10 protein-coding genes are annotated in these 12758 nt (G+C 54.5%); 5 read left to right on the top strand and 5 right to left on the bottom strand.

Annotation, left to right across the window (positions count from 1 at the left end):
• Window positions 1-59 precede the first annotated feature (59 nt).
• From SynBIOSE41_RS15685 to SynBIOSE41_RS15675, 3 genes are read left to right on the top strand one after another with little or no spacing between them, the layout of a single operon-like run.
• Window positions 60-1121, top strand: coding sequence for an efflux RND transporter periplasmic adaptor subunit (locus SynBIOSE41_RS15685; protein WP_186541315.1), 1062 nt, complete (start codon window positions 60-62; stop codon window positions 1119-1121).
• 11 nt (window positions 1122-1132) lie between these two features.
• A complete protein-coding gene (locus SynBIOSE41_RS15680; protein ID WP_186538828.1) occupies window positions 1133-4567 on the top strand; it encodes an efflux RND transporter permease subunit in 3435 nt (1144 codons plus the stop codon).
• Window positions 4567-4848 (top strand): hypothetical protein, encoded by a 282-nt coding sequence (locus tag SynBIOSE41_RS15675; protein ID WP_186538826.1) that lies wholly within the window; start codon window positions 4567-4569, stop codon window positions 4846-4848. Before SynBIOSE41_RS15680 ends, SynBIOSE41_RS15675 begins: the two co-directional genes overlap by 1 nt.
• 29 nt (window positions 4849-4877) lie before the next feature.
• On the opposite strand, the gene SynBIOSE41_RS15670 is transcribed toward SynBIOSE41_RS15675, so the two are convergent.
• A complete protein-coding gene (locus SynBIOSE41_RS15670) occupies window positions 4878-6536 on the bottom strand; it encodes an alpha-D-glucose phosphate-specific phosphoglucomutase (RefSeq protein WP_186538824.1) in 1659 nt (552 codons plus the stop codon).
• Window positions 6537-6646: 110 nt separating this feature from the next.
• On the opposite strand from SynBIOSE41_RS15670, the gene SynBIOSE41_RS15665 reads away from it, so the two are divergent.
• On the top strand, window positions 6647-6886 hold the full coding sequence (locus tag SynBIOSE41_RS15665) for a hypothetical protein (protein ID WP_066911923.1): 240 nt from the start codon (window positions 6647-6649) through the stop codon (window positions 6884-6886).
• Between the two features lie 14 nt (window positions 6887-6900).
• Here the strand turns inward: SynBIOSE41_RS15665 and SynBIOSE41_RS15660 are convergent, their stop codons facing one another.
• The 4 genes from SynBIOSE41_RS15660 to sufB form a co-directional block, all read right to left on the bottom strand.
• Window positions 6901-7236 (bottom strand): hypothetical protein, encoded by a 336-nt coding sequence (locus SynBIOSE41_RS15660; RefSeq protein ID WP_370594144.1) that lies wholly within the window; start codon window positions 7234-7236, stop codon window positions 6901-6903.
• 456 nt (window positions 7237-7692) lie between these two features.
• The gene (gene sufD / locus SynBIOSE41_RS15655; RefSeq protein WP_186538821.1) at window positions 7693-8880 is read right to left on the bottom strand and encodes a Fe-S cluster assembly protein SufD; all 1188 of its coding nucleotides are present in this window, start codon (window positions 8878-8880) and stop codon (window positions 7693-7695) included.
• Between the two features lie 2 nt (window positions 8881-8882).
• Window positions 8883-9671, bottom strand: a complete 789-nt coding sequence (sufC, locus tag SynBIOSE41_RS15650) for a Fe-S cluster assembly ATPase SufC (RefSeq protein WP_186538819.1) — start codon at window positions 9669-9671, stop codon at window positions 8883-8885.
• A 48-nt stretch (window positions 9672-9719) separates the two neighbouring features.
• Window positions 9720-11171 (bottom strand): Fe-S cluster assembly protein SufB, encoded by a 1452-nt coding sequence (sufB, locus tag SynBIOSE41_RS15645; RefSeq protein ID WP_186538818.1) that lies wholly within the window; start codon window positions 11169-11171, stop codon window positions 9720-9722.
• Between the two features lie 462 nt (window positions 11172-11633).
• Between sufB and SynBIOSE41_RS15640 the strand changes: the two genes are divergently transcribed.
• Window positions 11634-12752 (top strand): efflux RND transporter periplasmic adaptor subunit, encoded by a 1119-nt coding sequence (locus SynBIOSE41_RS15640; RefSeq protein WP_222930555.1) that lies wholly within the window; start codon window positions 11634-11636, stop codon window positions 12750-12752.
• Window positions 12753-12758: the final 6 nt, after the last annotated feature.

The raw sequence follows: 12758 nt of genomic DNA, 5'->3' as shown, positions 1-12758 counted from the left end.
ACTGCGTCCTGACCGTGCGTCTCAACCAATCCCTCATCCCCGTGGCACTGACGGCCTTCATGCTGAGTGCCTGCGGTAAGGGTGGCAATGCGCAGAGACCCCTTCCAGAAGTGCAGCAGGCTGCTGTCACCGAGGCTGCCTTCACAGATGATGTCGACACGGTGAGCACGCTGGAGGCCGGCGACCTGGTTCAGCTTGCGGCTCAGGCATCAGGCCGGATCATTGAATTGAAAATCACCCAGGGAGATCGGGTGACCCCGGGGCAGTTGCTCATGACCCTTGATCAGGCTCAGGAGCAGGCCAAGTTGGCCGGGTTAAAAGCCCAAGAGCAAAAGGATCTGCTGGAGCTGAAACGTTATGAATTCCTGGTGCCTCTTGGTGCCGCGGAAGCCTCAGATCGTGATCAGCGGCGTGCGATCTACATCGCCTCGCGAGAAGAGGTCAAAGCTCAGGAGGCCACCCTGGCCTACAGCAACCTGCAGTCACCGATCGCTGGAACAGTGGCAGACGTCTCCGTGCAGGTCGGGGATGTGGTCAGAAACGGCGACCCATTCACCAAATTGATTCGCAACAACACCCTTGAGGCCAGGGTGGAGGTGCCTTCAACCTACGCCGACCGCATCAGGATTGGATTGCCGGTGTTGCTCAGTCTTCCTGGCCGGAATGAGGTGATGGCCAGGAGTTCGGTGATGTCCATTGACCCTGGAATCAACGCCGGAACACAGGCCCTTCTGGTGATGGCGCAGTTCCCCAATCCAGATGGAAAGCTGCGCAACGGTCAGAGGTTGCGCACTCGGGTTCAGCTCGACTCCCGACAGGAGCCGTCCGTTCCATTTGCTGCCGTAACGCAGACGTCCGGCCAGAGCTTTGTGTTCCGTCTTGGAACACTCCAGGAGCTTGAAGCACAGCCTGGTAAGGCTGACCTGGCCAGGATCAAGCAGGGGATTGATCGTGGCGTGATTCCCTCCTCGACCCTTTTTGCGCTGCAAACGCCGGTCAATCTCGGTCCCCTGCAGAACAACCGCTATCCCGTCACCAGGGGGCTCAGGGTCGGACAGAAGGTGATTACCAGCAATCTGCTCAGCCTGCGCCACGGCGTGCCCGTGAAGGTGAAGAACTGAGCGACTGAGTCATGTCCGCCTCCAATAATTTCATTACCAGACCCGTTCTCACAACGGTCTGCAGCATCTTGATCGTGATCGTGGGATTGATTGCGATTCCGCTTCTTCCGATCGAGAATCTTCCGGACATCGCTCCCCCAACCGTCAAAGTCAGGGCCAATTACACCGGTGCCGATGCCGTCTCTGTTGAGGAGGGCGTCACCAGTGTTCTTGAGCAGCAGATCAACGGTGTGGAGAACATGGACTTCATCAAGTCCAACAGTTCCGCCGATGGAGTCAGTGCCATCGATGTGGCCTTCGCCAGCGGCACCGACGGTGACATCAATCAGGTCAATGTGCAGAACCGTGTGGCTCTGGCAGAACCGCAGTTGCCAGAGGAGGTTCGCAAGGCTGGAGTCAGCGTCAATAAGGCGTCCAACTCGATTCTGCTCGTCTACAACTTCGGCAGTGCGGATCCGGACCAGATCACCTACAGCGCTGAGACGATCAGCGGACTGCTGGATCTGAAGCTCACTGATGCCATCAAGCGGGTGAGCGGCGTCGGCGACCTCACTTACTTCGGTAACCGCAAACTGGCGTTTCGGCTGTGGCTTGATCCAGACAAGCTCACCAGTTTCGGCCTCACGTCGACCGATGTGGTCAACCAGCTCTCCAGCCAGAATCGCCTCGTACCCGCTGGTCAGGTGGGCGGTGAGCCTTCTCCGAAGGGGCAGCAGTTCACCTTCACCGTGCAGCTCCAGGGTCGGCTGCGCAGCGTCGAGGAATTTGAGCAGATGGTGGTGCGAACTGCTGAAGGGGGCGGCCTTGTGCGTCTTGGAGATGTGGGCAATGTTCAGCTCGGTGGTGAGTCATATGCCGTCAGCGCCACCGATCTCCAGGGTGTTCCGTCCGTGGGGCTGGCTGTTTATCAGCTTTCAGGCAGCAATGCGCTGGAGGTGTCGGACGGCGTGAAGCAGGTCTTAGCCGACTTTGAGACGACCATGCCCGTGGGCATGAAGATGGAAAAGATCTACGACAACACCGACTTCATCAGCGCCTCCATCCAGGGCGTGGTGAATTCCCTGCGGGATGCGGTGGTGCTCGTTGTTTTGATTCTTTTCCTGTTTCTTCAGAACTGGAAGGCCACCCTGGTTCCTGGGATTGCAATCCCCGTGGCGCTGATCGGCACTTTCGGTCTGGTGCTTGGCTTCGGGTTTTCCCTGAATCAGCTCACCTTGTTTGGTCTGGTGCTGGCAACGGGTCTCGTGGTCGATGATGCGATCACCGTGATCGAGGACACCTCCACCAAAAAAGCGGAGGGGATGACGGCTCTTGAAGCGGCGAAAGCCACCATGGATGAGCTGTTCTCCGCGGTCATCGCCACGTCCTTGGTGAAGTTCGCGGTGTTCCTGCCAGTGCTGTTTTTCCCGGGTGCGACGGGAACGATCTACAAACAGTTCGCGGCCACGGTGATCTTCTCGATCGCCATCTCCACCTTCAATGCGCTCACCTTCTCGCCGATGTTGTCCGCACTGTTGCTGGCACGCGAATCCAAGGATCCAGGACGGCGGAGCTATGCCATTGCCGGCATGGTGATCGGTTTTGTGTATGGGTTGCTGGTGGTCGGGGCTGGAGCGCCTCTGGTGATGATTCCGATGGCTCTTGGTGCCTTGATCGGTCTGCTGCTGGGGCGCTTGATCGATCGACCGGTCACCCTGCCTTTCACCATCGGTGGAGCCATTACAGGCTTGATTCTTGTCGGAGTCAGCAGAATCATCCCAGTGACGGTCTATCCAGCCCTGGGCCTGGCTCTTGGTTGGTTTACACCGATCATTTTCGCCAAATTCAACAGTGCTTATGCCGTGATGGAGAGCCGCTACGCCTCCGCTTTGGAGTGGGCTCTCGGTCGTCGTCGACTGGTGATGAGCATCCTTGGCATCGGCATCCTGCTTACGGCCGTTGCTTTCCAGGCCATTCCTGGTGGGTTTGTGCCGATCGAAGATCAGGGTTACGCGATTGGCGTGGTGCAGGCACCGGAGGGCGTCTCCACCCAGGTCACTGAGGCGATCAATCAGCAGGTGGCTGCCGTACTGCGCACGGAAAAGGACATCACGGCGGCGTCGGTGTTCAGCGGGGCAAGCCTGGATGGCAACAGTCCCAACAAGGGCTTGTTCTTCTTCGGCACCAGCAACTGGTCTGAGCGAAAGCAACGGGATCAGACCGTGGGGGCGATCGTGGAGCGGCTCAATCAGAAGCTGGTCCGTTCGGTGGATGGTGCCAGGGTGTTTGTCGTTGAACCTCCGGCCATCCCCGGCTATGGCACTGGCGGTGGATTTGAGTTTCAGCTGCTCGATCAGAGTGGTGGGGCCTACAGCCTGGCTGATTTTTATGGCACGGCAGCACGCCTGATCCAGGCCGGTAATGCTGACCATGATCTCAACCGTGTCTACACGCTGTTCGCTCCTGAATCGCCACAGATCGAGATTCAGGTGGATCGCGATCGCATGGCCGCTGTTGATGTTGACTTCGGTGCTGCCATGCAGACCTTCAGTATCAACTTCGGTGGCCTCTATGTGAACGACACCTTCCAGGAGGGCAAGGTGCGTCGGGTCTATGTCCAGGCCGATGCTCAAAGTCGTGCGACCCCTGAGCGTCTTTCAGCCCTCTACGTCAAGAGCACTAACGGTGATCTGATTTCGCTAGGGGAGTTCTTCAGCGTGCGTGAAACCCTGGGGCCCACGGTGGTTCCTCACTTCAATCTCTACAGAGCCATCAAGATCGAAGGCACGCCCGCGGCAGGGAACAGCTCTGGTCAGGCGATCAAAGCAATGAAGGGGATCTTTGAGACCATCAACCCGCAGGGTCTCAGTTTCGACTGGACCGGAATTTCCCGTGAGGAAGTGAAGGCCGGTGCCCTGGCAGTGGTGATCTTTGCCCTCGGCATCCTGGCGGTGTACCTGGTGCTGTCTGCGCAGTACGAAAGCTACGCCGATCCGCTGATCATTCTGATGACAGTGCCGACAGCCATGTTGGGCGCACTCGCCTTTCTGGCCTTGCGGGGTGAAGTGCTCAATGTTTATGCCCAGGTGGGCCTGGTGATGTTGATCGGCCTTGCCGCTGGCAATGGAATCCTGATCGTGGATATGGCCAATCAGCGGATGCAGGCTGGTGCCAATGCCCTGGAGGCTGCCCGTTTTGCGGCTGGTTCCCGCCTGAGGCCGATTTTGATGACGGCGATCTCCTCGCTGTTCGGTTTCATGCCGCTGGTTTTCGCCAGCGGTGCAGGTGCCCGTAGCCAGACGTCTCTCGGGGCTGTGGTGTTCGGTGGTCTGCTGATCGCCACCGTCCTATCGCTGTTCGTCGTGCCGGTTTTTTATGTCGTGCTCAAGTCTCTGCTTGGGCAGGCGGCTGGTTCATCCGAAGGATCACCGTCAAGCGGTGATGATGGCTCGGCACTGATCAGCTGATGAGACGCGAACCCAGTGGATTCAATGGCTTCAAAGTCCTCTGGGCTGCGTTGATCGGCGCAGGCGTTGGCATTGTTCTCTCGATCTTCCTGGACACGTTCATCCGCAACACGCCTGCCGACATCTCTCCCAGCCGATTGTTCTATCTCTATGGCGTGGTGATCTTCTCCGCTGTGCTGTTCGGTTCATCGATCGAAAGCATGCGCCAGCTTCAGGAGGGTGCTCCGGAGGAGGAGTACCGCTCACGCAAAGGCGGTCTGCGGGGGCAACGACGTCGTTGAGACTCCTGCTGCCCCACGGTCATGTCAGCTCAGGTGATCACTGTGGGTCGCGCCATACCCGTCCGCTGCTGAATCTCCGCTAGGGAGTTGATGCTGCTGATCATGTCTGACAAGGCGATCTGAGGATCCTGATGGAGATCACCACTGCTCGGCACATAGCTTTCCAGGTAGACCCGGATGGTGGCCCCCTTGGTGCCGGTGCCGGAGAGGCGCACGACAACGCGGCTGCCGTCATCCAAAAGGATGCGCAGCCCCTGACCCTGAGTCACCGACTGGTCCACAGGGTCCGTGTAACTGAAATTGTCGGCACAACTGATGCTGCGACCGGCGAAGCTCTGACCCATAAGCCCAGGAAGAAGATTTTCAAGCCGGTCGTAGAGGCCATGGGCTGCCTCGCTCGGCACCGCTTCGTAATCGTGACGTGAGTAGTAGTGACGCCCGAATTGATTCCAGTGGTTGCTCATGATCTCCGCCACGCTGCAACGGCGTACCGCGAGGATCTGCAACCAGAACAGCACGGCCCAGAGACCGTCTTTTTCGCGCACGTGGTTGCTGCCTGTGCCGAAACTTTCCTCGCCGCAGAGAGTGATGCGGCCGGCATCCAGCAGATTCCCGAAAAACTTCCAGCCTGTGGGTGTCTCGAAGCATTCAATGCCCAGCTGCTTCGCCACCACATCAACAGCGGAGCTGGTCGGCATTGAGCGCGCGACGCCTGCCAGTCCAGCGGCGTAGGCCGGTGCCAGCGTGGCGTTGGCGGTCAGCACGGCCAGGCTGTCGCTCGGATTCACGAAACAGTGATGACCAAGGATCATGTTGCGGTCGCCGTCACCGTCGCAGGCTGCACCAAAGCGGTAGTTGTCTCCCTTGAGGAGTAGATCGGCCAGTTCGTGGGCGTAAGTGAGGTTGGGATCAGGATGGCCGCCGCCGAAATCCTCGAGTGGAATGCCATTGCGCACGCTGCCTGCTGGTGCTCCCAGCAGATCTTCGAAGACACTTTTGGCATAGGGACCTGTGACGGCATGCATGGCGTCAAAGGCCAGTGGGAAATCGCTGCGCAGCAGAGCGTTGATCTGATCGAAATCGAACAGTTGCTGCATCAAGGCCACAAAGTCATCGACCCCATCAATGATTTCGACCTCCATGGCAGCGATGCTGTGCGTTCCTGGAGTGTCGAGATTGAGATCGGCAGCCTCAACCGTGGCGTACTGCTCCAGCGATTTGGTGCACTCGAACACTGCATCGGTGAAGGATCCCGGTGTGGGGCCGCCGTTGGCTCCATTCACCTTCACTCCAAAGTCACCATTGGGGCCGCCTGGATTGTGACTGGCCGAAAGGATGATCCCACCGATGGCCTCTCGCTTGCGGATCAGGTTGGATGCTGCCGGCGTGGAGAGAATGCCATCGGTGGTGATGATCACCTTGCTCAGGCCATGGGCTGCGGCCATGCGCAGGATCACATTGATGGCGCGCAGATTGCCGTAACGGCCGTCGCCTCCGAGCACCAAGGTGCCTCCTCGCACGCCAGGCAGAGTGCGAAACACAGCCTCAACAAAGCTTTCGAGATAGTGCGGTTGCTCAAACTGCGCACTGCTCTTGCGCAATCCAGAGGTGCCCGGCTTCTGGTCGGTGAAAGGGGCGTCGAGCCGCACGAAGGTTGGAGCGGGTTCAGCCAAGGCGGAGGCGGTCATCCCTGACGGGAGCGAATACTGAGAACCTTTACACGCCAGATGCTGATCAGGGTTGTCGGCGCGACCACTTGTCGCAGCTACCTTTTGGATCTAACGGCTTCTGAAGCGTTATGGATATCAATCACCCCAACGCCAGCCCGCTGTCTGAGCAGGAACAGATGGTGTTTGAGCACTTTCAGAAACGTCTGGAATCGATGGTGTCCAGCCATGGACTCACGGAAGGTGATGTGAAAGAGCTGGTCCGTGAACTGCGTTCACATCCGCTGATCTCAAGCCAGCTGTGGCAGGTTGCAGGCAGTGAGCTGACGCGGCTGCTGCCTGATCAACGCTTTGACTTCGAATGGGATTGAGTCCTCGCAGTGACTCAAGTCTGGGTTGGGGCAGCAGGTTCTTGCGGCTTGTCCGGTTCGGCACAGACCAGCGTCAGCCGTCGTGCAGGACGGTCGATGCTGTCACGGCGCTGGAAGCTGTTGGTCGTGACCACTTGTGAGGCCTGAACCAGTTCCCATACGGTGTCTTTGCAGGCAGCCGAAAGTCTGGGGTGGTCCATGAGTGGATCAGCAAGGTTGCGGGTCTTGCTGCAGCTGTCTTGATCATTCGCGCGCGAGCAGCTGTAGGCCATCAGTTGGAGTGATCGCAGTTCCTCCCTGGTCGGGAAGGGAACCTTTTTGGGCTTGGCCTGAACCGTTGAAGGCAGCATCAAGGCAAACCCTAAAAGCATCAGTGGCAGTCTCACAGGGTTGGCCCCACACGTCGCGGCATTCTGACCTGAGATGACTCATGGCGACGATTTCAGAAACGCAGCGCAAGTGCTCAACCACCGGCAGCAGGCCTGCTTTCATCTGTGGAGGCCGTTGATTGATGTTCGAGTTGGAACGCAAGGTCCTGCCCGTCATGATTCGGTCCGGTCCATGCCTGAGTGGAGTCAGACTCGAACAAACCTCTGAAGCTTGAACTGGATCAGCTGCCCTGTTGATCGGTAAATGACATTAATCGTCGCCAAGTCTTTCCCGAAATCAGAATTGAAATTGTCCCGAGTGGTTTTGATGACTGTAATAAGATCAAAGTTTGGTTTTCACAGCATTTGAAATGGATGCTTGACTTGTTTTTATGAAAGTAGTGGGTTGATCTGTTTTCAGGATGGAAGACTGAATGGCTAAGTCGTTGCCATCAGTGCATCGTGCATTCTTTTTGAAAGCTGCCATCGTTCAGCATTTGCCGGTAACTGATCAATCACTTCCTGGCAATATCCATTCAGGAGTAATGCTGTTGCTTCCACTTCAGTGATTCCGCGACTACGCAGATAAAACAGTTCATCCTCCTGCAGCTGGCTGACAGTGGCGCCGTGAGCACACTTCACGTCGTCAGCGATGATTTCAAGCTCTGGCTTGGTATCAACGCGTGCACGGCTCGATAACATCAAATTGCGACTGAGTTGTGCCGCATTGGTTCGTTGTGCTTCTTTGGGCACCTGAATCGAGCCATTGAAAATCGTGTGCGATTTTCCTGAGACAAGACTTTTCTGCAGTTGATCCAGTTCACCCTCGGGGCCGTCAAAACGCATTGCGGAGTGCACGCCGACTTGCTGCTCATCGGCAGCGACAGCCAATCCCTTCAGAGAGGTAAAGGCTTGCCCACTCAGTTGCACGATTCTTGGCTCGATTCGAGCGAACAACGACCCCTGAACGAAGGAGGACAATGCGTAGTGGCTGCGAGGCTCTTGTTGGATGGCCAGCGTTGTCAGCAGTGAACTGCTGCCATCGCCCATGGAGACCAAGCCATGCTGAAGCTGTGACTCTTCCCCGAGCAGGATTTCACACAGATGGCTATGCGCAACGCCGTCTTTTGACTGGAAGACCTGGAGCAGCTCGAGTTCGGCGTTCGGCTCAAGCACCAGCAGAACACGCGTTGCCAGCATGCCTGAACCACTGGCAGCAATCACGAGTTCCACTGCTGGAGCCTTGCCGCTGATCTGTAAAGCGAGGACCTGACGGCTGCAGGACTTGTTCAGTTCCACTGGCCAGTCCTGCGAGCAGCCGCAGTGATCTGTTGCGCGACCGAGAAGGACCTCGAGCTCATCACTGTTCAAGGCTTTGATGCCCGTTGGGAGCTCAACCCCTTCCAATGGATGTTGGTCAGACCCAAGCAGCAAGCGGACTCCGCTTTGCGGTGGTTGTGGCCAATCATTCTCGAGATCGGCGTCAATGGGAGGCAGGCCATGAACGGCCTCAAGGCGTTTGAGGTCGGTGAGCCGCCAGGCTTCCTGTTTACGGGTGGGCAATCCCAGACGCTGGAGGGCTTCACGTCCTCGCTGCTGCACCGGTGCCAGCACACTGCTCAGCATGATCAGGCCACTCCCTCTGCGGCGAGCTGCTTATCAACCCAGTCGTAGCCGGTTTTCTCCAGCTCAACAGCCAGATCACGACCGCCGGTGCGCAGGATGCGGCCGGCGGCCATCACATGCACGTAGTCGGGAGTGATTTCATCGAGCAATCGCTGGTAATGGGTGATCAGGATCGTGGCGTTCTGCGGACCGGAGAGCTGATTCACACCGCCGGCCACAATGCGCAGGGCGTCGATATCGAGGCCGGAATCGGTTTCATCAAGGATCGCCACCACCGGTTCCAGCAATGCCATCTGCAGGATTTCATTGCGCTTCTTCTCGCCACCGGAGAAGCCCTGATTGACGCTGCGCTCCAGGAAGGCCGGATCCATCTGCACCACCTTGAGCTTCTCGCGCACGTGGTCTTCAAAGTCAAAGGTGTCGAGTTCTTCCTGGCCCCGTTTCTCGCGCCGCGCATTGGTGGACACGCGCAGAAATTCCAGATTGCTGACGCCGGGGATCTCAACCGGATACTGGAAGCTGAGAAACACACCAAGGCGTGCCCGCTCTTCTGCCTCAAGTTCAAACAGGTCTTCACCGCGGTAACGGACACTGCCGCCGGTGACCTGATAGGCGGGATGGCCGGCCAGGACCTTGGAGAGTGTGCTTTTGCCGCTGCCGTTGCGGCCCATGATCGCGTGAATTTCACCGGCTCTGATCTGGAGATTCACACCTTTGAGGATGGGCTGATCCTCAACGGATGCATGCAGATCAGTGATGTCGAGGAGAAGCTCTGAATCCGGATTAATCATGGAGAAAATTAAAGAAATACTGCGTTGTTGGGGTCTGGATCAGGGTCTTTACCCCACGGCTCCCTCCAGGCGAAGTGAGAGAAGTTTGTCGGCTTCTGCTGCAAATTCCATGGGTAACTGGTTATAAACGTCCTGACAAAAACCACTCACCATCATCGAAACCGCTTCCTCGAAACCGATGCCGCGACTCTGCAGATAGAAGAGCTGGTCTTCTGAAATCCGGCAGGTGCTGGCCTCATGTTCAATTGCAGAATTCATTTGTTGGCAATGGATATAAGGATAGGTATTGGCGCTGGCATTGTCTCCTATGAGCATGGAATCGCACTGGCTGTAGTTTCGAGCTCCTTTGGCGGAAGGGTTGACATGAACAAGTCCTCGATAACTGTTGCTCGATCTGCCTGCACTGATCCCCTTGCTGACAATGGTTGAGCGTGTATGGGGACCGATATGAATCATTTTTGTGCCGGTATCTGCCTGTTGAAGATGATGTGTTAAAGCAACGGAATAAAATTCACCAACGGAATCTTCGCCGATCAAAACGCAACTGGGATATTTCCAGGTGATCGCTGAACCGGTCTCCACCTGGGTCCAGCTGATGCAGCTTCTGGCACCACGGCACTGTCCACGTTTGGTCACGAAGTTGTAGATGCCGCCAACACCGTTCTCATCACCTGGATACCAGTTCTGAACAGTGGAGTATTTGATGGAGGCATCGTCAAGTGCAATCAGTTCAACCACGGCGGCATGAAGTTGATTGGTGTCGAACATCGGTGCAGTGCAGCCCTCGAGGTAACTGACGGAAGCGCCTTCTTCCGCCACGATCAGGGTTCGCTCGAACTGTCCGGCATCTCCGGAGTTAATCCGAAAATAGGAAGAAAGCTCCATCGGGCATTCCACGCCCTTGGGGATATAGACGAAAGTGCCATCGCTAAACACCGAAGCGTTTAAGGCGGCAAAGAAATTATCGTTACTGGGGATGACAGTACCAAGATATTTTTTGACAAGTTCAGGATGCTCTTTTACGGCTTCTGCAAAGCCGCAAAAGATTACACCATGCTCCGCAAGTTTTTCTTTGAATGTTGTTGCAATCGAAACGCTGTCGAACACCGCATCTACTGCTACATTTCCTAACCTTTTTTGTTCACTCAGTGGGATTCCTAGTCTGCTGAATGTATCCAGGAGTTCAGGGTCAACTTCTTCAAGGCTTCGCTTTTTCTCTTTTGTTTTAGGTGCCGCATAATAAATAATGTCTTGATAATCAATCTGTGGATATCCTAGCTTTGCCCAGTCAGGTTCATCCTGAGATAGCCAGTTCTGATAGGCTTTAAGGCGAAACTCAAGCATAAAATCCGGCTCATCTTTTTTAGCCGAGATCAAGCGAATCACATCCTCATCAATCCCTTTAGGGATTTTTTCTTCTTCAATCTCTGTGACGAATCCATACTTATAAGGTTGCTCGACAAGCTCTTCAGCAGAGGATTCACCGGGTGTGTCTTTCATAAATCAATGCCTTGTCCAGGTATTTTTGAATGAGAGTCGAATGAGATTAGGGTGAGAAAGTTTGTTTTTTTGGTCAAAAAGCTAACAGCCTTGTGACCGTAAGCAGCATGCAGATTGTGATTCCCTGTTAAGCTAATCAGTGATGAGTCAATGGTCAGCCTGCAACTGATACGCACTTGCGCATCATTCGGGCGTGTACGGTTTGCTTGGGCAGATTCTGCAGAATGAACTTTTAGAATTAATCATGCAATCTATGAAATTCTTCAGTGTCAGGAGCTGATACTTAAAAATTATTGAGCCGATGTTTAAATCGAAGAGCTGGTTGATAATGATATTGTTGCTTTTTGTTGGCAAGTGCTAACGCCGTGAAATACTTGTTGACGAATTACATGAGAGCAGACTTAAGAGCTAGGCTTAGGCAAATTTAGTGACCCAATTTTGCCTTCGCACGTCCGCTCCAAAATGCGATTAGCAGTCAAAGTTGGCTTTTTATGCGGGCTTAGCTGCATGATGGCAGGTTGCCAAAGTAAAAGTCCAGCTCCTCAAGCTTTTCCGGTCGATGTGATGAGGATTCAAACCCGTGATTTTTCTGAGGTAATTGAAGCTGAGGGAACTTTGATCAATCCTGGGTATATTCAGCTCACGCCACAAGTCAGTGGTCTAATTACAAAAGTACTCGTCAAGGAAGGTGATTCTGTAACAAGTGGCCAGGTTCTGGTTGTTTTAGATAATGCGCAAGAAATTGCCGAATTCAAAACTGCGCAGGCCCAATTTAAAGAAGCTGATTTGCATGCAAAGCGTATACAATGGTTGTTTAAAAAAGGTGCAGAATCAAAGGAATCGGCAGAGGAAGCTAAAGTTGCTGCCATTGGCAAAAAAAGCAATTTAGTTGCAAAACAAGAAGCTCTTGATAAGAGATCAATCCGGTCACCGATCAATGGCATTGTCGGAGATTTATATGGTGTCAATCCCGGTCAATACTTCGAGCAAGGCAAGAGTAACTTTTTTGTAGTTAATAATGAAAATCTCTCCATTGACCTTTCTGTACCTGCATTGCAAGCAAGCAAAATCAAGCTAGGTCAACAAGTGAAAATGCTTGATGAGTCAAAAAACGATGTTATTGGTGAGGGTAAAATTGCTTTCATCCCTCCCTATTTTGAGTCCGATGCCAGTAACTATCAGCCCTTGAACACTCTAAGGGTTAGAGCAGTGTTTGTTAACGAAAAAGCAGGTCTTCGTCCTATGCAATTAATTCGCTCCAAAATTGTTATTGGGAATCAGCGTCATCCTGGCGTGCCCGCTACAGCAGTGTTGTTTAAAGCTCAACAACCTTATACCTATAAACTCATTCCAATTCAATCTTTTTTGAAGAATGCAGAGGTCAATCCTCAACAGAAAAAGTCAATATCTACGCTGCCTTCGACTACTCTAATTGCTGTTAACACACCCCTAAAACTAGGCAACTTGCAGGATGATTATTTTCCTGTTTTGTCAGGATTAAAAGCCGGTGATTTGATTCCAATCAGTGGATCCATGGTGCTTGCTAACGGCACGCCGGTATCAATCAAGTCTTCTAAGTAATCTCGA

Source organism: Synechococcus sp. BIOS-E4-1 (assembly GCF_014279995.1).
In the GTDB taxonomy this organism is placed as follows: Bacteria; Cyanobacteriota; Cyanobacteriia; order PCC-6307; family Cyanobiaceae; genus Synechococcus_C.
The sequence above is the reverse complement of the archived record's forward strand: the minus strand, read 5'-3'. Positions and strand labels throughout refer to the sequence as shown.